This window comes from Rhodopirellula sp. SH410, from assembly GCF_055811895.1.
In genome coordinates this window covers 3,552,044-3,576,073 of sequence record NZ_CM147949.1, presented here as the reverse complement: position 1 = coordinate 3,576,073, position 24,030 = coordinate 3,552,044, and the positions used below count along the sequence as shown (strand labels likewise).

13 protein-coding genes are annotated in these 24,030 nt (G+C 57.2%); 7 read left to right on the top strand and 6 right to left on the bottom strand.

Annotated features, from left to right (window positions below; genetic code table 11):
• Positions 1 to 51 precede the first annotated feature (51 nt).
• Positions 52 to 1,710 carry a tyrosine-type recombinase/integrase gene (locus tag SH410x_RS13110; RefSeq protein ID WP_473676927.1) on the top strand — a complete coding sequence of 553 codons (1,659 nt, stop codon included), beginning with the start codon at positions 52 to 54 and terminating at the stop codon, positions 1,708 to 1,710.
• A 53-nt stretch (positions 1,711 to 1,763) separates the two neighbouring features.
• Here the strand turns inward: SH410x_RS13110 and SH410x_RS13105 are convergent, their stop codons facing one another.
• Positions 1,764 to 3,209, bottom strand: coding sequence for a DUF1501 domain-containing protein (locus tag SH410x_RS13105; protein ID WP_473676926.1), 1,446 nt, complete (start codon positions 3,207 to 3,209; stop codon positions 1,764 to 1,766).
• Positions 3,210 to 3,214: 5 nt separating this feature from the next.
• The gene (locus tag SH410x_RS13100; protein ID WP_473676925.1) at positions 3,215 to 6,367 is read right to left on the bottom strand and encodes a DUF1553 domain-containing protein; all 3,153 of its coding nucleotides are present in this window, start codon (positions 6,365 to 6,367) and stop codon (positions 3,215 to 3,217) included.
• Between the two features lie 585 nt (positions 6,368 to 6,952).
• Between SH410x_RS13100 and SH410x_RS13095 the strand changes: the two genes are divergently transcribed.
• The 5 genes from SH410x_RS13095 to SH410x_RS13075 all read left to right on the top strand — a co-directional run bounded on the left by SH410x_RS13095 (position 6,953) and on the right by SH410x_RS13075 (position 16,569).
• On the top strand, positions 6,953 to 9,664 hold the full coding sequence (locus SH410x_RS13095) for a PSD1 and planctomycete cytochrome C domain-containing protein (RefSeq protein ID WP_473676924.1): 2,712 nt from the start codon (positions 6,953 to 6,955) through the stop codon (positions 9,662 to 9,664).
• A 24-nt stretch (positions 9,665 to 9,688) separates the two neighbouring features.
• Positions 9,689 to 11,050 carry a DUF1501 domain-containing protein gene (locus tag SH410x_RS13090; protein WP_473676923.1) on the top strand — a complete coding sequence of 454 codons (1,362 nt, stop codon included), beginning with the start codon at positions 9,689 to 9,691 and terminating at the stop codon, positions 11,048 to 11,050.
• Between the two features lie 68 nt (positions 11,051 to 11,118).
• Entirely contained in the window at positions 11,119 to 13,620 is a 2,502-nt protein-coding gene (locus SH410x_RS13085; RefSeq protein ID WP_473676922.1) for a PSD1 and planctomycete cytochrome C domain-containing protein, read from the top strand.
• 4 nt (positions 13,621 to 13,624) lie between these two features.
• Positions 13,625 to 15,100, top strand: a complete 1,476-nt coding sequence (locus SH410x_RS13080; RefSeq protein ID WP_473676921.1) for a DUF1501 domain-containing protein — start codon at positions 13,625 to 13,627, stop codon at positions 15,098 to 15,100.
• A gap of 593 nt (positions 15,101 to 15,693) precedes the next feature.
• Positions 15,694 to 16,569: a DNA adenine methylase gene (locus SH410x_RS13075; RefSeq protein ID WP_473676920.1), complete on the top strand. Its 876-nt coding sequence runs from the start codon at positions 15,694 to 15,696 to the stop codon at positions 16,567 to 16,569.
• Between the two features lie 150 nt (positions 16,570 to 16,719).
• On the opposite strand, the gene SH410x_RS13070 is transcribed toward SH410x_RS13075, so the two are convergent.
• The 4 genes from SH410x_RS13070 to SH410x_RS13055 form a co-directional block, all read right to left on the bottom strand.
• The gene (locus tag SH410x_RS13070; protein WP_473676919.1) at positions 16,720 to 17,568 is read right to left on the bottom strand and encodes an SDR family NAD(P)-dependent oxidoreductase; all 849 of its coding nucleotides are present in this window, start codon (positions 17,566 to 17,568) and stop codon (positions 16,720 to 16,722) included.
• A gap of 11 nt (positions 17,569 to 17,579) precedes the next feature.
• Positions 17,580 to 18,986, bottom strand: a complete 1,407-nt coding sequence (gene hflX, locus SH410x_RS13065; protein WP_473676918.1) for a GTPase HflX — start codon at positions 18,984 to 18,986, stop codon at positions 17,580 to 17,582.
• Between the two features lie 226 nt (positions 18,987 to 19,212).
• The gene (locus SH410x_RS13060; RefSeq protein WP_473677307.1) at positions 19,213 to 20,583 is read right to left on the bottom strand and encodes an excinuclease ABC subunit UvrC; all 1,371 of its coding nucleotides are present in this window, start codon (positions 20,581 to 20,583) and stop codon (positions 19,213 to 19,215) included.
• A gap of 744 nt (positions 20,584 to 21,327) precedes the next feature.
• On the bottom strand, positions 21,328 to 21,624 hold the full coding sequence (locus SH410x_RS13055) for an endonuclease domain-containing protein (RefSeq protein WP_473676917.1): 297 nt from the start codon (positions 21,622 to 21,624) through the stop codon (positions 21,328 to 21,330).
• A gap of 356 nt (positions 21,625 to 21,980) precedes the next feature.
• Here SH410x_RS13055 and SH410x_RS13050 point away from each other — a divergent pair, with 356 nt between their 5' ends.
• A complete protein-coding gene (locus SH410x_RS13050) occupies positions 21,981 to 23,717 on the top strand; it encodes an arylsulfatase (RefSeq protein WP_473676916.1) in 1,737 nt (578 codons plus the stop codon).
• Positions 23,718 to 24,030 lie beyond the last annotated feature (313 nt).

Below are 24,030 nucleotides of genomic sequence, written 5' to 3'. Positions count from 1 at the left end.
TATCGGATGCGGCCGCCGACGACTGCCGGCCGCGTAGGGGGGGGCGATGCGATGGACCCGAATGATCTGTTTGATGAGGCGGCGAAGATCACCTCGCGAAATGCGGTCTCGGTAGCCTGCGAGGAGCAGCGTTCACTGATGGGTAATTCCTCCCCCGTGGCTCTGGGGAGTGCCAGTTCCCAGGAGACGCTGAGGTCGAATGAGGCCTCTGGTCAGGAACGAACAGAGAAACCGCTGCGGGATCCGATTCATCGCTATCGCGACGCGACGGCGTACCGTGCTGCGATGGGACGCGATGCGCCGCGCGATCGAGTGATCGATACACGGGATTTTCGCAGTGAGATGGCAGCCGTCGATCTGAGAACACAGCGGCCAACCCCGCAGGAATTTGTCCGGCTGATGTACCGTGAGATGAAGATTCGGAATTTTAAGAGGAGGACGGTGAAGCCCTACATCGCCGCACTGAAATCGTTTCTGCGTTGGTCGGGGCGACTCCCGCATGAAATGGATCGAGAGGCGGTCAAGGAATACTTGCTATACCTCGTCGAGACAGACCGCGGCTTTTCTCATCTGGGCGTTCATCTATCGGCGATCCGAGATGCGTTCGATAAGTTTTGCTTTCTCGATATCACACTGGGGATTGAGACACCCAAGCGAGACAAAAAGAAACCAATTGTGTTGAGTAAGGACGAGGTCCGGCAGTTGATTGAGGCTGCCGTGACGCTGCGGGACAAACTGCTGTTGGGACTCATGTATGCGACGGGGATGCGAGTCAGCGAAGTGGTCCGGGTCCGTTGGCGCGATGTTGATCTGGACCGCAACGTCATCGCGATCGTGCAAGGCAAAGGTAACGTCGATCGCCAAGTGATGTTGCCGGAGACGTACCGTTCGCTGTTTCGTTCGCTGAAAGATGAATGTGGCGGCGACTCGTATTTGTTCCCGAGTGAGTCGGCGACGCGACATGCGTCCAATGCGGGGCGATATCTCAATACGCGTACTGTCCAGCGAGTGATGAAGCGAGCCGTCGCCGTTGCGGGGATCACCAAGCCTGCCACGCCGCACAGCTTGCGTCACTCTTTCGCCACCCACAGTTTTGAGGACGGTTGTGATATTCGCCGCATCCAGAAAGTATTGGGTCACGCCAGGTTAGAAACAACGACCATTTATGTGCACGTGGCAAAGCCTGTTGATCCGGCCCAGATGCCCAGTCCGTTGGACAGGATGACGGGCAATGTCCTGCCGGCAAACGCGAATACCGACGCGATGCTCGATCAGCCGAGCGGTTCGACTCCTGCAGCAGAGCGGCTTGACTGTTTTGCCACGCCGCCTCAGATTCATGTCAAGCAATTCGAGGGCGAAGAATCGGTACGCGTCACGATTGAGATTGCCGCAGTCAGGCAGCGAGTATTTTTGACAGGCACTCGTGCGACTGAGCCACGGCCCGGTTTCTGGACCCTGGCGATTCCGCCATTGGAGGCGTGGCGAGCGGAGATCCGGTTACTCGATCCAGGGCAACAGCGGGTGATCGGGGAGGTGAAGTTTTATGAGTTCTTGCGAAAGTCGATCAGTCAAAAACTGGCTCGAGTGGGCAGTAGCGCGGAATCGTCGAAGTACGCGTCCAAGCAAAATCCCTCCACAGCTCTTCAAAAATCGCTGTCTCGAACCACCCGTGAGTCCGGCGTTAAATACCGAGCCGCGCGCTCAGCGTGACATCCGCGCGGGTGGTTTGTTGCGTCTCAGACACGACGAGTAGAACTCATCCATCAGACCAGGATATCGGTCACTGCGTGACGTTCCTCCACGCCGGTAAGTTTCAAATCGAGACCTTGAAACGGTATCGTCAGCCGCCGATGGTCGATGCCGAGCGTGTGCAGGATCGTGGCGTGTAAATCGTTGACATGGACCGGGTTGGCGACAATGTTGTACCCGAACTCATCGGTCTCACCGTAGACCGATCCTGGTTTAACCCCGCCGCCGGCCAGAAAGACGGAGAAACACCGCGGATGGTGATCGCGACCGTAGTTCGTCTCCGTCAGTTTGCCTTGGCAGTACACTGTCCGTCCGAATTCGCCCCCCCACACCACGAGCGTGTCGTCGAGCAGTCCGCGCTGATCGAGATCGTTGATCAGCGCGGCAGTGGGCTGGTCGGTATCACGGCACTGTTTGCCCATATGGTCAGGCAGGTGGTCGTGCTGGTCCCAACCCATGTGAAACAGTTGGATGAATCGCACGTCGCGTTCGGCCAGGCGACGGGCCAACAAGCAGTTTCTCGCATAGGTACCGGGCTTGGACACCTCCGGGCCATAGCTATCGAGCGTGGATTGTGGTTCGTCGCGGAAGTCCATCAACTCAGGAACCGACGCTTGCATGCGAAACGCCAACTCGTATTGCTCGATCCGAGTCTGGATCTCTGGATCCATCGTACGCGCGAACGTTTCCTGGTTCAGCGATTTCAGATCGTCCAAGACTCGCCGCCTAATTTGCGGCGGACAGCCTGCCGGGTTGGCCAGATACAGAATGGGGTCCGCTCCGCCGCGAAGTTTCACGCCTTGCGTTTTCCCAGGCAGGACACCATTGCCCCACAGGCGGTCGTAGAGAGGTTGCCCGGCGGCGCGGCCGGTACCGCGTGAGACCATGACGACGAAGGTGGGCAGGTTCTCGTTAATCGATCCCAACCCATACGATACCCACGCCCCCATGCTGGGCCGACCCGACAACTGTGACCCTGTCTGGAAAAACGTAATCGCGGGATCGTGATTGATCGCTTCGGTATGCATCGAGCGAATCACACAGCACTTGTCAGCGACGCCACCGATGTGCGGCAGCAGATCGCTCACCCAGGTCCCCGCCTGGCCTCTCTGGCGGAAGTTGAAGATCGATGGAGCGATCGGGAAACTCGACTGTCCCGCGGTCATCCCCGTCAATCGTTGACCATCCCGAATCTCATTGGGCAATTCCGTGTTGGCGAGCTTGTTCAGCCCCGGCTTGTAGTCGAAGGACTCGAACTGTGACGGCGCTCCGGACTGGAACAGATAGATCACTCGTTTGGCCGTCGGCGGATGATGCGGCAGCCCGGCCAGGCCTGGGCCCGCATTCAATTGATGAGCAATCGCGGCCTTGGGTCCGGCTTGCGCGTTCATTGCGGCCGCAGCAATGGCCCCCAAGCTCAGCCCAGACGATTTGAGAAACAGTCGTCGATTTTCGATCATGGCATTTATTCCTTGGTAACTGTTTCATCTAGATTCAAGAGGATCGACGCCACCGAGGTCATGGCCGCCAAGCGGTCCTGCCGAAGCGAGGGGTCGACTTTCGAATCGCCGGTCGCCAGCAATTCACCAGCTTCGTCGACATGCTCCGCGTAAAACTGACAGTAGGCTTCAAACCCCTGCAATAGCACGTCCAATTCGGTCTCGCTGGGCTGGCGCAACGTCGTCAAGAAAAACCCGTGGCGGATCGAATCACGCGAGGAAGCTTCACCGCCTGCCGCTTTCTGGGGTTCGTTTAGCATCCGCTCGGCTAACTTGCGTGCCGCCTCCACGTAGGTCACATCATTGAGCAGTGCCAATGACTGCAGCGGCGTGTTGGTGCGGGCTCGTTGGAGTTGGCAGGTCTCCCAGTTCGGTGCGTCAAAGGTGGCCAATGTTGGATGGGAGACAGTGCGTTTTCGGTAGGTATACAAACTCCGGCGATATAGGTCGTCGCCTTGCGACGGCACGTAGGGACCATTGTTCGCACCGCCGGCGAGTTCTTCCCACAGCCCTGCGGGCTGGTAGGGGAACACGGATGGGCCGCCAACCTGTTCGACCAGTAAACCGGCTGCGTGCAACGATGCATCGCGAATCTGTTCGGCGGACATTCGGTACCGTGGTCCGCGAGCCAAATATCGATTGGCCGGATCGCGAGCGAGCGAATCCTCGGTCATGTCGGATGCTTGCTGATACGTCGCCGTCATCACAATCATTTTGTGCAGTCGTTTCAAATCCCAGCCGTGGCTGCGAAAATCATCTGCCAGCCAATCGAGTAACGGAGGATTCAACGGCGGGCTGCCCTGCAAGCCAAAATTCCCGACGGTCTCGACCAAGCCCCGACCGAAGAATTTCAACCACGCACGATTAACGACGACGCGGGCAACGAGCGGATTGCGGGGGTCGACCATCCAGCGAGCCAACCCTAACCGGTTGCGTGGTTGGTCGGCATTGAGTTGGGGAAGTGCGGCGGGGATGCTTGGCGCCAAGGCCACGCTCGTATCGGGTTGGTCGTATTGTCCACGCTGCAACCGAAATGTTTCGCGGTACTCGCCTGGTCGCTCCCGCATGATCATTGTCGTTTGTGTCTGAGCAGTTAGCTGATCACGCTCTACTTGCAGTTCTGTGAGCTTCGCGGCCGCTTCGCCGCCATCGATGCGGTGAAGATATCGACTACAGACCTCGATCGCCGTCGCCTCATTGCCGGTCTGGGTGAGTTGGTCGAAATGCGACACGACGGCGCGGTGCAGCAGAGCACCGATGTCGGATTGGGACAGTGTTCGATCATACAAACGAAAATCGGCCATTTCGCCTTTGAGAAATTCGCTCTGCGAGCGTTGCCCGAGTTGGAATGGCACTTTCGTGGCCAGAGATTGGGTTAATGAGTCCGCGTTGATCTGAACCTCGACCGGTTTGCCATCGAAATAGATGCGTATACTGCTCGCTTTGCTCCCGCCATCGTACGTCACACTGACAAACGTCCATGCACCGGGTTGAAATCGTGGGTTGGTAGTCACTGCGATGGCGTTGTCGGACCAGCGGTGAATCAGGTGAACTTTCAAGCGACCGTCGGCTAAGATCAACGCGTCGACGCCACGATATCCATCACTTTCATCCATCTGGCCGAAAATCGCTCCGCGCGCATTGCCGTTCACCCACGCAGACCAAGAGAACGGAGCCTCTCGCTCGAACGAGTAGGCGGGCGTGTCAATACTGCCGGCCGCGTCGGCTTGCCCCGGGAACACGTAACACGTCCCGACGGGTGAGTCGCTTTCGGGAAGTTCCATGCCTACGAGATCGCTCAATACATAAACTGGCTGCGGAAGCGAGATTGACTCTTGGGCGGAAAGCGATGCCCGCCAAGTCTCCACGGTACGTTGCAGACGGCTTTCATCAGCAGCGTGGGCGTCGATTTGCTGTTGCAACTCATCGATCTGAGCGGCAATTTCCGCCAACCGAGCGGCCTCCTCTTGCGTGGGCACGTGCAGTTGCGGGCCGACGTTTCCGCGTGCTTCGTTGTACACGCCTTGCTCGTCGATGTTGTTGAAGAAAGCGAAGAACTCGTAAAACTCTTTCTGTGAGACCGGGTCGTATTTATGGTCGTGACAGCGAGCGCAGCCCATCGTGAGCCCCAAGAAGGCAGCCGATGTCGTTTCCACGCGATCGACACAGTTCTCGATTCGCCACTCTTCACTGATCGCGCCCCCTTCCGTCACAGAGGGATTGTTGCGATTGAATCCACTCGCGATGAGCTGTTCCGTCGTCGGATGGGGCAGCATGTCGCCAGCGACCTGAGAAACAATGAACTCGTCATACGGTAGATTCTCGTTGAATGCCTGGATCACCCAGTCACGCCAGGGCCACATATTGCGAACGAAATCGTTCTGGTAGCCGTTCGTGTCCGCGTACCTCGCCACGTCCAGCCACTCCACCGCCATCTGCTCACCGTAGTGGGGTGACGCCAGGAGCCCGTCGACGACACGCTCGAACGCGTCTGGCCCGGAGTCACTTGTAAACGTGGCGAGTTGCGCAGGGGTAGGTGGTACGCCGACGAGATCAAGATAGGCTCGCCGCAGCAATGTTGTTCTGTCCGCAGGAGGAGAGGGGGACAATCCTTTCTGCTCGATCAACTGTTGGACAAATCCATCGATGATCCGTTGGGGCCGATCCGTATTCCCAAGGGATTCGACAGGCGTCGCGATGGGTTCGAACGCCCAGTGTTGTTGCCATGCAGCCCCCTCCTCGATCCAGCGTTGAAGGAGCCGTTTGTCATCAGCCGAGAGTGGATGCAGAGCCTTGGCCGGCGGCATGATCAGCTCGGGGTCCTCTGAATAGATCCGAGAAACCAATGCGCTGCCGACGGGATCGCCCGGCACAACGGCGAATTTCTTGGCCGACGATTCGTCATCCAACCTTAAATCCGCCTCGCGAGTTTCTTCGTCGGGGCCATGACAGGCATAGCAATGTTGTGCCAGAAGTGGTTGGATTTGCTGCCTGAAACTGACCTCCGTCTCCGCCCGATCCTCAGCCTTGAGCTGCCCGATTGTCGGCTGGCAAAGTACGAGAAAACCCAACGTCGTGAGCAAACGCGGGGATCGGAGGCGCTGCGGCAACAAACTCATAGAAACGTCTTTGACCGTCAGAAAGGTAACCGTTCCCCGCCCTTAAGAGTCGGGTAGTGATCTCAATCGTAGTCCATCGCCAGGCGACAATCTAGAAGAGCGGTACGCCGACGGAAGCTGCAATAGCGAGGAGAGTCTTAGAAAGCAATTTTTGTTCAGGCCACTGAATCGCCTTCGTTGAGAGTACCTCTCCCACCACGATTTCCAACCGGTCACGATCCGCATTGACCGCAGGAGTTGGCGACCGAGAATAGGGGTGATCGGAGCGTTGTGACGCAGAGCGGTATTCGGTCGAGAAAGCACTGTGCTGACACGAATGGAGGGAACCGATGAGTTGGCATGTGGCTCCAAATACAGGTCCGCCGTCAAGCCGCAGAATCGAGTCGACGGGCCCGTCGTTGAAGGATAAGGTGAATTCGCGAGGCTATCCAGCTAGACGGATACGGGGCAATGGATACAATGGACTCGATTGCCAAGGGCGCTTTGTGCGACAAAATTAGCGTTTCAGAGTCAATCTCTGCCTCATTGGCTCGGCCGAAAAGCTGCCGAGTTCCCACCGGATCCTGCTGATGTTGGAGTCTTCGCGTGAAACGCTGTAGCTGTTTGCCTGGGTTGCTGGTTTCACTGGTCGTCAGTGCATCGTTGAGTCAGGCTGCAGAGAACGCAGTGTTTTTTCGCGGATTGAATCTGAATGGTCCCGCCGTTGTGATTGACGGCAACGCTTGGGAGGGTCGCGACTCCGCCAACTATGTGTGCAATGACAGTGCTTTCGAGCAGCAAAACGTAAGGCTGGTTCCAACCACCGACGCTGAGCGAGCCAAGATGATTCGCAGCAGTCGCTGGAATGGCAACCGGGTCGAGTTGAATCATATTCCCGACGGGACATTCACTGTCTTTCTTTACGTCTGGGAAGACAATAGGCCCGAGACCTATGAGATACTTCTCGATGGCAAACCGGTCGTTTCGCGTTTCAATAGTGGCACGGCGGGCAAGTGGCAGCGACTCGGGCCGTGGTACACCGACGTCAGCAGCGGTTCGATCTCGCTGGCCAGCAAGGGGGTCGCTGCAAATTTCTCAGGGATCGAATTGTGGAGTGGCAAGCATGATGGAATCAATGAGCCGCCCATCAGCGACGAGCAGTTGTTGTTTTTTGAAAACAAGATTCGACCACTGCTGGTGACGCACTGCTATGAATGTCACAGCAGCGAGAGTGACGATTTGCAGGGCGGGTTGCTGGTGGATTCACGCCCGACGCTACGGCGTGGAGGCGACAACGGACCAGCGATCATCCCCCGAGATGTCGATCACAGTTTGCTCGTGCAAGCGGTGCGGTACGAGGCCGGGATGGAAATGCCACCCGATGAGAAACTGTCTGATTCAGAGATTGCTGACTTGGAACATTGGGTCAAACAGGGGGCCCCTGATCCGCGTAGCGATGCAACCCATTTCGTGCGTAAGAAGATCGACGTTGAGAAGGCGAGAGCGTTTTGGTCACTGCGTACGCTCACCGAACCAAAGGTCCCTGCCCCAAACGATGCAAAGTGGGCGTTCAACGAGATCGATCGGTTCATTGCTGCGGAACTCGATGCGCATGCACTGCAACCGGTGATGGATGCCGACAAGTCCACTTTGATTCGGCGTGCGACCTACGATTTAACGGGCTTGCCACCGTCACCCGACGACGTGCGTGCATTCCTGGCCGACGACTCACGCGATGCATTTGGCAAGGTCGTTGACCGGTTACTGCAGTCGCCGCAGTATGGCGAGCGATGGGGACGGCACTGGATGGACTTGGTCCGCTATGCAGACACAGCGGGCGACAACTCGGACTATCCGATCCCGGAGGCGTACCGGTACCGCAACTACATCATTGATTCCTTCAACGCAGACAAACCGTATGATCAGTTTGTCAGGGAGCAGATCGCTGGCGATCTCTTGCCCGCCGATTCGGACGAGCAGCGTAACGAACAAACGATCGCCACAGGCTATCTCGCAATCTCACGGCGATTTGGATCGGTCGTCGACAAGTATCCACAGCACCTGACGATCGAAGATTCACTCGACAACATCGGGCGCACGCTGCTGGGGATGACGGTGACCTGTGCACGATGTCACGATCACAAGTTCGATCCGATATCACAAGACGACTACTACGGACTGTACGGGATTTTCCAAAGTTCGCGATACCCTTTTCCCGGTATCGAACTCGACCAGAAGCCGAGAGATTTCGTGCCGCTCATTGAGCAGGGCAAACCTTCCAAGACGCTTGTCTACGCGATGGCCGAGGGAGCTGTCGGTGACGCTGTGGTACAGATTCATGGGGATCCCGATCAGCCGGGCGAACTGATTTCTCGGCGTTTCCTCGAAGTTCTCGGGGGGCAAATGCTCACCGGCGACGAGCACCAACAAAGTGGTCGATTGCAACTCGCGGACTGGCTGACTGCGAGTGAGAACCCGTTGACGGCGCGTGTCATGGTCAATCGCCTTTGGCAGTATCACTTTGGCACTGGATTGGTGAAAACGCCGAGCGACTTTGGAATTCGCGGGCTTCCACCCACGCATCCCAAACTTCTCGATTGGCTCGCGTCACGATTTGTCGCCGATGGTTGGTCGATCAAAACAATGCATCGTCGCATCATGCTCTCACGGACCTATCAACTGAGCTCGAAAGTCGAACCGGAGTCGCATGCGATGCAGACCGATCCGGACAACGATCTGCATGGACGGTTCAGTCGTCAGCGGATCGACGCCGAGTCGTTGCGAGACACGTTGCTATGGCTCAGCGGTGAACTGGATATGGAGATGCCGCGTCAACCGCATCCGTTTCCACCGGCGGACCAGTGGAAATACACCCAGCATCATCCGTTTCGCGAAAGCTACGACACAAACAAGCGAAGCGTCTATTTGATGATGGCTCGTCTGAACGCACGTCCCTTCTTCACGACGTTTGACGGTGCCGACCCGAACGCGTGCACGTCGGTTCGTGATAGCAGTGTGACGACGGTGCAGTCGCTGTACCTGATGAATGACGCATTCGTTCACGCTCGCGCTGACCAGTTGGCGGCGAGATTGATCCAGAGCGACGACAATCCCGCCGACCGGTTGTCGGCTGCCTACCAACTAATTTTGGGGCGGCCTGCGACGGCGTCGGAACACCGCGGGGTGACCGAGTGGATGCAGAAGTTAAATGATCTTTTTGAGGACACCGGGCTGGATCGAGATGCCCGCGAACGTGAAACCTGGGCTGCATTTGTCCGTTCGATGATACGAACGAATGAGTTTCTGTATATTGATTAGGAAAGGACCAAACGGTTGACTGCCATGAACATGACACCCATTTCTCGCCGCCATTCGATTCGTTCGATGGTGGGCGGATCGATTCTGTTCCCCGCGATCCTGTCAGAATTGATGGCTGCCGACCAACCGGTCTCCGTGTCCGCCGACCCCCTTGCGGCGAAGTCGCCGCAGTTCCCAGCCAAGGCGAAGCGGGTCATCATGATTTTTGCCACCGGCGGTGTCTCGCATATCGACACCTTCGACCCCAAGTCGTCTGGGAAAGGCCGTGACGGGAGCGGCAAAGACAAATTGATGGGCAGTGTGTTTCCGTCCAGTGCGAACAAGCAATGTGGCACGCAGGTCAGCGATCTGTTTCCGCACATCCGTGATTCGATGGAAGACATTTGTTTAATTCGCTCGATGAAGTCGGCACACTTCGATCATACCGAGGCGGCCGTCGGCATGCACACGGGATCGGCCACATTCACACGCCCGAGCATGGGCTCCTGGCTTAGCTACGGTCTGGGGACGGTGAATCAAAATCTTCCCTCCTTCATTGTCATCGCACCGCATCTGCCCTATGGCGGTACGCAGGTTTACGCCAGCGACTTCTTGCCCGCCTACCACCAGGGGACGAGGGTGATTCCGGGAACCGAGCCGATCGCTAACTTGGCACCGCGTACCATACGAGACAAGGTCCAGCAAATGGAGTTGAGCCTGGTCGATGAGTTGAACCGAGGGCACCTGCGGGGCCGTGGCGGTGATTCGCAATTGGCGGCGCGTATGCAGAGCTACGAGACTGCGTTCCATATGCAAACCGCTGGCCCCGAGGCGTTTGATGTCCAGCAGGAAGATGACAAAACATTGGCGATGTATGGACTCAACCGGGGCGAAACCAAGCCGTTCGCTTGGCAGTGCCTCGTCGCCCGACGACTGGCCGAACGCGGCGTCCGATTCATCGAGCTCATTGATAGCGGCTCTCGCCCCAACTGGGACTCTCATGGTGATATGAAGGAGCACGAACCATTGGCCAAGGCGTCCGATCAACCCTTGGCAGCCTTGATTGCGGATCTGAAGCAACGCGGCATGCTAGAAGATACTCTGGTGGTCTGGGCCACCGAATTTGGACGCACGCCGACAAAGGAAGGCACGTTTGGTCGTGGGCATCACGGTGAGTGCTTTTCGATCTGGCTCGCCGGTGGTGGCGTCAAAGGAGGCATCGTGCATGGTGAGACCGATGAGATCGGCAAATCGATCGTGCGGGACAAGGTCGACGTCCACGATCTCCATGCGACCATCTTGAATCAGATGGGGATCGATCACACACGCTTAACGTATCGGCACGCGGGTCGTGACTTTCGTCTTACCGACGTCCACGGCCGAGTCGTCAAAGAGATCCTCGCCTAGGAGTTGATCCTTTTTCACTCGCTGTCCGAGTCTCGAAAAATGTGGAACCAAGATTGTTCATTGTCACCATGAAACCGGCTCTTTTACTCACTCTTGGCGTCTTCGTTTGGCCGGTTGGGGCTGTGGCGGGAGAGATCGATTTCAATCGCGACATTCGACCGATCCTATCGGAAAGCTGCCTTTTCTGTCACGGCCAAGACCCCAACCATCGCGAAGCGGACTTGCGATTGGACCGCGCCGACGCGGCGTTCGATAGCGGTGCAGTGGTCCCCGGAAAGCCAGACGAGAGTGGGATTATCGAACGCGTATTCTCGGACGATCCCGACACGGTGATGCCGCCGCCGGATTCCAATCGAACGTTGACCGACTCACAAAAGGCTTTGTTGCGTCGTTGGATTGCCGACGGCGGCCAGTTTCAATCGCACTGGGCGTTCGTTGCCCCGACGCGACCTGAGCTGCCGAGCACTGGTGAGGATGCGGAAGCAGGCACGTGGGATCGTCCCATTGACCGAATGGTGCTGGCCAAGCTTCGCGAGCACGGCTTCTCACCGTCGCCCCAAGCAAGTCGAGAGACGCTAATCAAACGGCTATCCATTGATTTGACCGGCTTGCCCGCGACACCCGAACAGGTCCAAGCGTTCGTCCAGGACGAGGCCCCGAATGCGTACGAGGCACTCGTCGATCGGTTACTCAGCAGCGAGCACTACGGCGAGCGAATGGCACTTCCGTGGCTGGACGCGGCTCGATACGCCGACAGCAACGGATTCCAACAAGACGGGGACACCTGGCAGTGGATATGGCGAGACTGGGTGGTCAAAGCCATTAATGAGGATATGCCGTTCGACCAGTTCACGATTTGGCAACTTGCTGGCGATCTGCTGCCGGATGCTACCGACGAGCAAAAGATTGCGACCGCGTTCAATCGAAATCACCTTCTCAATGGGGAAGGCGGTGCGATCGCCGAAGAGCAACGTTTCAACAATCTGTTCGACCGTGTCGATACAACGGCGACCACATGGCTCGGCTTGACCGTCGCCTGCGCTCAGTGCCACGATCACAAATATGACCCGATCACACAGCGTGACTACTACCGCCTGCTCGATGCGTTTAATCAGATACCCGATACCGGTCGCCCGGACAGGTTTTCAGCTCGGATACGAGTCGGACGTCCTTTCCTCGAGGTGCCCACTGAAGAAAACCAGCGACGAATCGCTGAGCTCGAGTTGCAGATCGAGGAAGCGTATCGTGCGGCGCAGCCGCTGATCGACGCCGCGTTTCTAGGTTGGAAAATCAGTCAGGCGTCTGACAAGCCGGACGACGACCTGCGCCGGGAGTTCGATCGTGACGTCGTCGCTAAATTGGCGGGTTCTTTGCCTGCGGTGGCGTCTTGGCAATCGGAGAAGAGTGAGCTCGATGGGTATCGTGGTGATCAGATTCCGCGAGTCATGATCATGGACGACTCCAAGCAGCGCACGACTCATATTTTGGACCGAGGCGAGTACTTGCAACCGCGTGAGGAAGTGTCTTTCGACACACCGGAGTTTCTGCCGGATCTGCCACCGGATGCGCCGCGAGATCGGCTGGGTTTGGCCCATTGGCTGGTCTCGCCGGAGCATCCGTTAACGGCACGGGTGCAGGTCAACCGCATGTGGCAGCAATTCTTCGGTTTGGGGATCGTCCGCACGTCGGAAGATTTCGGTGTGCAGAGTGAGTACCCGATTCACCGGGACTTGCTGGATTGGTTGGCGGTGGAATTTCGCGAAAGTGGCTGGAGTCGGAAACACATGCACCGTTTGATCGTGACCAGCGCGACGTACCGCCAATCGAGCCGGATGCTGGAGTGGCACCGCAAATCGGATCCTGAAAATCGCCTGTATGGACGTTCCAGTCGGTTTCGGATGCCATCGCTGATCCTGCGAGATTGGGCGCTAGCGGTAGCGGGTTTGTTGGATGACCGTGTTGGCGGGCGGCCCGTCTATCCCTATCAACCCGATGCGGTTTGGGAATCGTTGGCGATCACCAAAGAACGCGATTTCACCTATCCGGCGTCCAGCGGACCGGATCTCTACCGCCGAAGTCTGTACACGTTTTGGCGGCGGACGGTAGCCCCGGCAAACATGTTCGACGCGGCAAATCGCCAAACCTGTTGGGTTCGGGCTGGTACAACCAGCACGCCCTTGCATGCTTTGACGATGCTGAACGATCCGACATGGGTCGAGGCTGCACGTGTCTTGGCGGAAGACGTGATGAAGGTTGACGGTAATGGGACCAGTCACGCTCGGGAGTCTGATGATGACCGAGCGACAATGACTCCTGAGACGTCTGCCTGTTTGGAGGATGCGTTTATGCGTATCTTGTGCCGAAGCCCTTCGGACGCGGAACGGTCGCAACTCGCGATCGCCTATGATAAGCAAGTGGCACTCTTCGGTGGCGATCCCGCGGCGGCCATCGAATTGTTATCAGTCGGCGCGAGCAGGCGAGACGAATCACTCTCCCCCGTCGTCCACGCATCCGTCACGTCGGTGTGTCTGATGCTGTTTAATCTGGATGAGGCCGTGACACGGGAATAAACCTATGATCCATGAACTTTCATTCAAAACGATGCAGCACCTGACGCGGCGACAACTGTTTGGAAAAACAGTCGGTGGGATTGGATCGATGGCACTCGCCTCGTTGCTGCAACAGTCGAATCTCTCCGCCGCAGAGGAATCGACGGTCGACGAGCGTCGGATGCCAGGGCTAGCCGGTCTGCCGCATCATCCTCCCAAGGCGAAACGCGTCGTGATGTTGTGGCAGGGGGGCGGTCCATCGCATGTGGACTTGTTTGATGAAAAGCCCTTGTTGTCAGCGATGGCAGGCAAGGACATTCCTGATTCGATTCGTGGTTCGACGCGGTTGTCGACCATGTCATCGGGATATGGGAAGTGGCCGTGCGTTCCCGCGATCAAGCCCTTCAAGACGTATGGCCAGAGCGGTCGGCGATTCAGCGAGATGATCCCAGACATCGGTGGGATCGCCGACGAGCTCTGTGTGGTTCGCAGCATGAATACCGAAGCCGTCAACCATGCGCCGGGCGTCACGTTTTTCATGACGGGATCGCAGGTCCCCGGTCGGCCGAGCATGGGTGCCTGGCTAGCGTACGGACTCGGTAGTGAAACGGATAATCTGCCCACATTTGTCGTGATGACCTCAAGCGACAAAGGGAAAACATGCGGTCAATTGTTCTTTGACTACTACTGGGGCAGCGGTTTTCTACCCAGCCGATTCCAGGGTGTTCGATTTCGCAATACGGGCGATTTAGTCCCCTACTTGGCCAATCCCCCAGGCGTCAGTGCGGCATCGCGACGCGCTTTATTGGATGACTTAGCCGCGTTCAATGCCGATCATTTGCAAGACTACGGTGACCCCGAGATTGACACGCGAATTTCGCAGTATGAAATGGCATTTCGGATGCAAACCAGCGTTCCGGAATTGGTTGACTTTCGTGATGAAAGCCAATCGACGCTGGACCGCTACGGCCCCGATGCATTGGTCAAGGGAACGTTCGCAAACAACTGTTTGATTGCCAGACGGTTGCTCGAGCGTGACGTTCGGTTCATCCAATTGATGCACTCGGGTTGGGACCAGCACAGCAATTTGTTCACGCAGTTGGAACAGCAATGCGTTGACACGCAGCGTCCATCGGCCGCACTCGTTCTCGATTTGAAAGAACGCGGTTTACTCGACGATACGCTGGTCGTCTGGGGCGGCGAGTTTGGACGAACACCGTTCGGTCAAGGCAATCCGAGCAAGCCCAACGGACGCGATCATTTCGGCAAAGCGTTCAGTTGGTGGTTGGCCGGTGGCGGAATCAAGCCGGGCACGGTCTACGGCGCGACTGATGAATTCGGCTGGAACATCACCGAAAATCCGGTCCACGTTCACGACATGCAAGCAACCATGATGCATCTGTGCGGTATCGACCACGAACGCCTGACGTTCCGGTATCAGGGTCGCCAATTTCGTTTGACGGACGTGCATGGTCAAGTCGCTCATGGCATCATCAGCTGATCAAGCGAGCCCGCGAGCCCAAGCATCGCGTGAAGAAGAACTGGCGTCGGTAGCGACAAAAACCTCGTCACTTTTGGTTGACGCGACGCTCAGAAACGAGCGGAAAATCACTGTCGAAATGGTGGCCGAACGCTCCGCGGTCGACCATTCCGACCGTGGAGCGTTCGGCCAGTACTTTCCGCTCGTTCCTAAGTCTCGAAATGTCCTGCTGAGTTCTACGCACATGAACTCAAAGGAATTCAATGATGTGGCAAGCATCGTCACGCCGAGCGGAGGCGAACGCAGGCCCCGCCGAGGACACGAGGTTGGAACCACGAAAATGCGAAAAGTCAGCGTGGGTCTATCTCGTGTCGTTTGCGTATTTCATGGTCGAATCAAAGACGTCCCAACGGAGCGAGTGTTTTCTGGCCGACCATTGTGCACCTGACACCCTGAGACGTACAACGGCGCGATTATGCCAACCCCTCCCCAGGAGTTCGGCAGAACTCGTTGACACGTCGTCTCTAGTCGTCTGGTGCAGAACCAGCGGGCAGGTATCTTTTCAGGCGGTTCACACCTCTGACTCCGGATGCCTTCGCACGCGAGATTGACTCATGGCAAAACTAACTCAGCCCCTCAAATGGCACGGTGGCAAGTACTATCTACGTAACTGGATCGTCGGTTTGATGCCGCCGCACCTGCACTACGTGGAGCCCTTTTTCGGCGGTGGCGGAATCCTCTTGGCTCGTGATCCGAATCGCGACTGGATGGCTGTGGGGGATGAGAAACTAACCGCTGCGGAGAAGGGGAGCAGTGAAGTCGTCAACGACCTGCACGGTGAACTCATCAATTTCTGGCGCGTACTGCAGGACCCAGAATCATTCGAATTATTCCGGCAGCAAATTGAGATGACGCCGTTCAGCGAAGCTGCGTTTGATCAGGCGCTGGAGCTTTCTCGGTCCCAAGACTCCGCTGTCGAAGCATCACCGGTCGAGCGTGCGATCCAGTTTTTCATTCTGGCGAGACAGTCCCGTCAGGGGTTAATGAGAGACTTTGCGACGCTGTCGAGAAATCGCACACGTAGTCGGATCAACGAACAAGCCTCCGCGTGGCTCAACGTGGTCCAAGGTTTGCCGGAGGTGCATCAGCGATTGCGCGGCGTCGTCGTCCTCAATCAAAACGCCGTTGACGTCATCGGCAAACAAGATGGCGCCAAGACGCTGTTCTACTGCGACCCTCCCTATGTTCACGAAACCCGTGCGACAACCGGCGAATACGCATTTGAGATGACCGAAGCCGAACACATCGAATTGCTCGAGATGTTATCGACGGTCCAAGGCAAATTCATGCTCAGCGGTTATCCGAGCGAACTGTACACGAAGTGGGAACGCAAAAACAGCTGGAATCGACACGAGTTCCTGATCGATAACAAAGCCTCTCGGGGCAAGGTCAAGGAGAAGAAAACGGAATGTCTGTGGTGTAATTTCTAACCGCCGCCGAATGCTCTCTGCGGGGTCAGTGTCCGCCGACGCTCAACCCCCCCGTCCGCCAGCGATTTGATTTCACCGCGGCGGTGATTGCTGGGGTGGAGTACGTTGTCATTGCGATTTCGCAACTGGCGAGGTCCAGTCCCGGGAGCCTTACTTTTGAGTGAGTACTTTGTTCATCAGACGCGGTGACAACCGTTCGCCATAGACCAGAGCTTTGCCGCCTAAGCTCAGGATGACTTCGCTACGACATGCCTTGATCGCGGCCAAGGTAGCCCGGGCGACTCGGTCAGGTGGCCAACTGCCGATGCTTTTCGACTCTTGACCAGATGCGGTACCGACGAGCGAATCGAAAAACTCGCTCCGCGTCGTACTCGGGCTCACCAGCACAACCGCGATACCTTGGGAGGCGAGTTCGGCACGGAGCGAATCGCTCCACCCGTGCAACGCAAACTTGCTCGCACAGTACTCACTCTTGTCGGGTACGGCACAATGCCCCAATACACTACCGATATTGCAGATCACCGGTGTGCAGGGAGGATGGGAGTCGCCCGCGGTCGAACTTTTCATCAGCGGGATGGCAGAGCGTGTCCACTCCGTCGCCGCGAAAAAGTTGACTTCCATGATCTGACGCATTCGCTGCGGATCCGCTGCGGCGAATGGACCGATCCCGCCGATGCCGGCGTTGTTGACCAATAGATCGAGTCGACCGCCGGTGAGATGGCGGACCTGGTCCATGGCGGTCTCTCGTGTCACCGCGTCGGTAACATCGCCGACAATTGGGATCACCTTTCCATTTGCCGCATTGGCAATGAGGTCATCAAGTCGGTCGCCACGGCGAGCAACCGCGATCACACGACAATTTTGAGCGGCCAATAGCAACGTCAGTTCGCGGCCGATACCACTGCTGGCGCCGGTGACGATCGCTAAGCGATTGTCCGCTCGCCAACGCCAGCGTCGGTTTTTGCGAAACACGAACGCTGCAATGGATGGCCATGACACTGACATCCGCCTCAAGCAACCTCACTCGAAGGTGTGTCGGCTGGATCGCAGGATGCATCCATCGGAGGGTCTTGAGGAGTGTCCTCTTCGACGGCTAGCTCTGCATCGCTTTGAATCGTTAACTGAGTCGGGACCACGCGAATGGCGGATCGATGCACTTCGCCCATCGCGCCGGCAGGCATCCGCACGCGGACAGTGACGTGCGAGTCATGAAACTCACGTGAATCGACTTTTCCCTTGGCCGACAAATACGCAAGTAGTTTGCCGTCATGATGGGCGACATCGATCTCCACATCGAGAAACTCCTTGGCGAGCGCCGAGCCGACTGATTCGCAGAGCGGAGTCAGTCCTTTATGGGTTTTTGCGCTGACAGGAATGGCATGTGGATAGCGATCAAGAACGCGATTGAGTGTCCGCGGACCATTGATCGAGTCGATCTTATTGAGCACGAGCAGGGTGTCTTTCTCCTCGATGCCGAGTTCCTCGAGCACCTGATAAACCGCAGTGATCTGTTCAAACACCTGAGGGCTACTGGCGTCGGCCACGTGCATCAACAAATCGGCTTGCCGCGTCTCCTCCAACGTCGACTTAAAGCTCGCGACCAGTGAGTGTGGCAGATCGCGAATGAATCCGACGGTATCGCTGAGCAGGACGTGCCCCCAATTAGGCAAATGCCAACGGCGAGTTCGCGTTTCCAATGTCGCAAACAACTTGTCTTCGGCGAGCACACCTGCGCCGGTCAACGCATTCATCAACGTGCTCTTGCCAGCATTGGTGTATCCGACCAGCGAGATGGTGGGGATCTCGTTGCGACTGGCGACTTGGCGTTCTCGCCGCAACTCGACTTTCTCAAGCTCCACTTTCAAATCATGGATGCGTTTTTGGGCCAACCGGCGATCGACTTCGAGTTGCTTTTCACCCGGTCCCCGCATGCCGACGCCCATCGACTGGCGGGACAGGTGCGTCCACATCCGTTTGAGCCGCGGTAACGAGTATTCGAGCTGAGCCAATTCGACCGCGAGTCGCGATTCATGGGTCCGGGCCCCGGCGGCAAAGATATCGAGGATTAACTCGGTGCGGTCAATCACCTTGGCGTGCGTCGCCTTTTCTAAATTACGGACCTGCGCCGGTGTCAGATCGTTGTCGAAGAAAATCACGTTCGCTTCGTGACGCTCGACCATCAGCCGGAGCTCTTCGACCTTGCCTTTCCCGAGATAGGTCGAGTGGTCGGGCGTGCCACGCCGCTGGGTCAACTCGTCAACGACTTCGGTGCCAGCCGTCGTTGCCAAACCGTGAAGCTCCTCCAGCGGATCGTCATCGACGACCACGCCAGGAAGAATTAGACGCGCCAAAATGCTGCGTTCGGGACCGTTATCGACGAGCGAGATTAGGTCCGAAGAATTGTGTGGATGAGACACGAGGTGGATGGGGACTCCAGTTGGAGAGGATGATTGCGGAAGAGGCTAGTGTGTGTTCGTCGCTACGGCGGTCAGAGCGTGAGTGAGGTTACGGCTCCGTCCACCGTCTGGCGACGGTAGCTACATGAAAATCCACCGTCTGGCGACGGTAGCGACATGGAAGCTTTTATTTTAGCTGATTGAGAGACAGTCTGTCGCGGTCAAAGGTTCGAAGATCGAGTGGGGCTCAGCGATCAAACGTCGAGCGATTTCGCAGTATGTGGTGGTAATGTTGGGCAAAACGGTGCGATTCGTCGCGAACGTACTGCAAAAGCCGCAACGCGAAGGCATTTTTGCTCAATCGGAGCGGTTCGGGATTTCCGGGACGAAAAATTTCTTCATCACGTTTTGCCAACGAAATCACCGTCGGTGGAGTGATTTCTTGATCGCGGAAGGCAGCCATGGCCGCACTGAGCTGCCCTTTCCCGCCGTCGATCAACAAAATATCGGGGAATTTGTCTCCTGAATCGCTCAGGCGGCGGAATCTCCGCGACACGACTTCGTAAATGCTGCGAAAATCGTCAACTCCTTTCACATCTTGGATTTTGTACCGGCGGTAGCCCGGCTTGAACGGCAACCCGTCAATGAATTGGACCAGCGAAGCGACCGTTTCGTTGCCGCCCAGGTGGGCGATGTCGACGCCTTCAATCACACGGGGAGTCTCGCTCAGGTGCAAGACTTTTTTCAATCCCGCGAGCCCCTTTTTAGGGTCGATGTAGAACACTTCGGGCTGGGCGTGGGTGTCGAGCTCACCCCGCTCAGATAACCGTTCGAGCATTTTGATTTCGTCACGCAGCACAGCCGCTCGTTCAAATTCGAGTCCTGCACTGGCGGTTGCCATTTCGGCTTTCATGTCCTTGAGAAGTTTTGTCTTGCCGCCCTCGAGAAAAGTTTGCAATCGCTTGATGTCGCGGCGATAGTCCTCTTTGCTGATTCGAAAATTACAGGGTGCCGTACACTGGTTGATGCTGGCCAAGAGACAAGGGCGAAACCACTTCCACTTTTCATCCGATTCGCTGATGTCGAGCGTGCAGGTGCGGAATTTAAAAATCCGCTGCATCACTTGGATCGCGCCCCGCAATGCCCCCGCGCTGGTGAAGGGGCCGTATAGTTTCACCCCCGAGGTCTTGGGCTCGCGGGTGACCTCGACACGCGGAAACTCCTCACGCGTCGTGATCATCAAGTACGGGAACGACTTGTCGTCCTTGAGATCCTTGTTGTTCCGCGGTTGGATGTCTTTGATCAATCGGGATTCCATCAGCAACGCGTCGACTTCACTCTCGCACTGGACGAAGTCAATGTCCGCGATGTCGGCGATCCAGCCGGCCGTGCGAGAATCAGCTTCGGCGGCCTTGAGGAAATAGCTGCCCGCTCGGCTGCGCAGATTCTTTGCCTTGCCGATGTAGATCACCACCCCCGCGGCGTCCTTCATGAGATAGACGCCGGGTTCGTTGGGAAACGTCTTGACCTTCGCCGCTGCATGCGCGTGCCCCTTGAATTCAAACGTCGCCGCAGGCTCGACGCTCTCGTCCCCCGGAAGGTCGCTGGCGTTTTCGATGGGAGTGGGATCGTTCAGGTGTCCATCCGTGGGAGAGTGGGGGAGTTGGTAAGGAACGAGCGGAAAATGACGGTCTGAGATGATGGCCGAACGCTCCGCGGTCGATCATTCCGACCGCAGAGCGTTCGGACACTTATTCTCCGCTCGTTCCTAAGTCAGCTGACTTCGACTGGGGCAGCCTCGATTTCCATACGTCTGAATTGTAACACCATGTGGTCACTTTTGGGGGATCGAAACGGGAGGCGTGTTGGCGCCGCCGGACTGGGGTGGCCCAGCCGTTCGCTGTTCGAACGCCAGCATCGTCAACGCGATTGCCACTGGTTTTGAAACGTGCCAGCGAGAGCGATTCGCATTCGCCAAGCTGAGTGTTCCGCGCCCTGTCGAGCACGGTGACGTCCATCGGGCGATCGAGAACATTGGTGACTCCGGTTCCAACGGCAGGACGGTCGCTCGACATAAGCAGATGCGCATCAGTGATGCGATAAAACCTCGAGTTTAGCCGATGGGCGCTAGCCTGGACCGCTAAATCCTTGGGGTTGCAATGCTTTTGTATTGCGCAAGTTTTCTTCTGCATCTCCGCCTCCTGAAGACCAGACCCAATTGCCCAGCCCCCCCTTTTTTCGCGGGCTACAGGGATCGAGGGTGAGGGGGCTCACCTTAGCTGGTCGCGTCGATTCCGAATCGCTTGCTCAATTTCTCTTCGCACACCGTCACGGTCCTGGGTTACCCGAAATCCATTGCACCTCAAGACGGCGCCCCCCTGTTTGCGAACGTACGCATCGCGTTCTTACCATGCTGCCGACCAGGCTCAGTGAAATGATTTTTGCCATCGATTTCAATATCCCGTTTCCAAGCCAAGCACACAAAGTCAACTGTGTACGGGCCAAGCGGATGCTCACGCCGAAATTTCGCACCAAGAATTCGGCGACCGCGAACGAACTCCCACAGATCTTGTGAAAACTCGTTGGCTTGTTGACGCTGCTGAGGAGCAAAGATAATACGTTCGGAAACGCTACGCGTGCGTCGTCCTCGTTTCGCCATTGAGGATCTCCCGTGTCGTCAGCCCCCTCACCCCCGAAGCGGGGCAGAGGGGGAGACGGGAACGTTTTTGCTTCGCTGGGAATCAAAATGCCAGGCAGGGTAATAGCGTCAACCCAAAAGATTTAGCGGTCCAGGCTAGCACCCATCGGCTAATTCCCTACGAAAACTTCTACACAGGTGCTTGGCATGACTTTATCGACGATACCGGCATCTTACGGGGCAAATACAGACCACTGCAAGAACAAGGGGGGTCACGCAATAGCTTTGCGGAAGTCCGTTAGTAAACTGCTGACCTGATCACGTCTCTGAATCGCTTGGAGCGTGCAGGTTTCAATTTGCTTAGGGAAAGTGTTGACATGAAGAACACGCGACGTCATTTGCCTGGTTGGGCCCATGTTGGCCTGGCCGCGACCCTTTTATTGGGATTGATCGCACCAGCGTTTTCCCAAGACAAGAAGCCGAATATCCTGTTCATCATGGGCGATGATATCGGCATCATGAATGTCGGTGCCTATCACCAGGGACTGATGGTCGGAGAGACTCCGAACATCGACCGCCTCGCCGCCGAAGGTGGCCGCTTCATGGACTACTATGCCATGCAGAGCTGCACGTCAGGACGCTGCGCGTTCTTCACGGGCATGGAGCCAATCCGCGTCGGTCTCACCGTTCCCCAGCTGCCGGGCAGTCCGGCATGGCTGCGTGACGGCACGCCCACGATCGCCAAGATCCTGCTCAACCAGGGCTACACGACTGCGCAGTTCGGCAAGAATCACCTCGGCGACCACGCCCAATCGCTGCCGACGGCCCAAGGCTTCCAAGAATACTGGGGTTATCTCTATCACCTCGATGCGATGCAGCAGGTGAGTTTCCCCGACATCAATAAATCGCCCACCGAGCAGGGCATAACGCCTCCGGGGCTCAACACCCCGATCGAAGGCCTCACGCCGCCCCCGGGTTCGGTCGATGCGAAGACCCACATCGCGCTGATCCCGCCACGACCACTGATCTCGAGCACCTCGTCGGACGGCACGCTCAAGAACCAGAAGGTCACCGGTGACGGACCGCTCACGCTCGAACGCTCGAAGACGATCGACGAAGAGATTTCCTCCAAGGTCATCGACTGGCTCGACCGTAATGATCCCGAGAAGACAGACAAACCATTCTTCTGCTGGTACAACCCGGCACGCATGCACGTCACCACCGTCCTCTCACCGAAGTATGAAGCCATGATTGGCGAAGTCGGCGGCAAGGACTGGGGTGCCAATGAGGCTGGCATGAAGCAGATGGACGACAACATCGGTTACGTCCTTAAAAAGCTCGAAGACATGGGCGAACTGGACAATACCATTGTCGTTTTCACCACTGACAACGGTGCCGAGGCGATCACTTTCCCCGACGGAGGCGTCACTCCATTCAAGGGCCAGAAAGGCCAAGCCTGGGAAGGCGGCTATCGCGTTCCCTGCGTCGTCCGCTGGCCCGGCCACATCAAGCCCGGCACGCTCTACAAGGAAATGTTCGCCTCCTATGACTGGATGCCGACTTTCACCGAGATTGCAGGTGGCCCCAAGGGCGATGGTCTCGACAAGCAGATTCAAGCCGGAAAGTACCCGAACTTCGTCAAGACCAAGCTCGCGGGTATCAACCAGATCGACTACCTGACGAACAAGACAGACAAGTCCGCGCGCGAGACGTTTATTTACTACTCGGGTGCCACGCTCTCCGCAGTACGCTACAAGAACTGGAAGTTCTACTACTCGATGGCAAAGCCGGGGCCTGACGGTTGGCTGATGGGCCTCGAAACCTATTCCTGGACTCTGATCGACAACATCAAGCGAGATCCGTTTGAGCAGGCGGTCGGCGCTTGGCAGAAGTCGGCAGCGTCCATGCAGGGCGCACTGGCTTCGCCGAGCACAGCATACGCCTACGATTGGAACCTCCTGCCGATCGGCCAAGGCATCGCACTGCGGCATTTGGAATCCTTCGTTGAGTTCCCACCGATGCAGGCTCCGCCTTCCTATAACCTGGCCCAGGTGATGGAACAGATCCAGGCGCAGAAACGCAAGATCAGCGCCTCGGGCCATCCGAGCGACTGATAGCCGGACCACAAGGTTATTGTGATCATGCCCCCCGCGGGCCACGCACCGAACTGCGCGGCCCGCGAATTGACGCACGCAAGTCGCAAAAATCGTAGCATTGGATCGTTCGAAGCCATGGCGAAAAACCGATCTCGATGCCGTTTCCCCTGGATGGCATCCGTCGCGTTCCGCGTCGCGATGGCCCCGGGCCTAAACTAGCAGGCTGTTGATTGAATGGACGTTCGACTGGCAATCGTGAGCCGAATGCCGAGAGGCGTCGCGTGAAGAAAGACGGAGGTTCCCTACGCTCGCCAGAGCGTAGTCACCACCG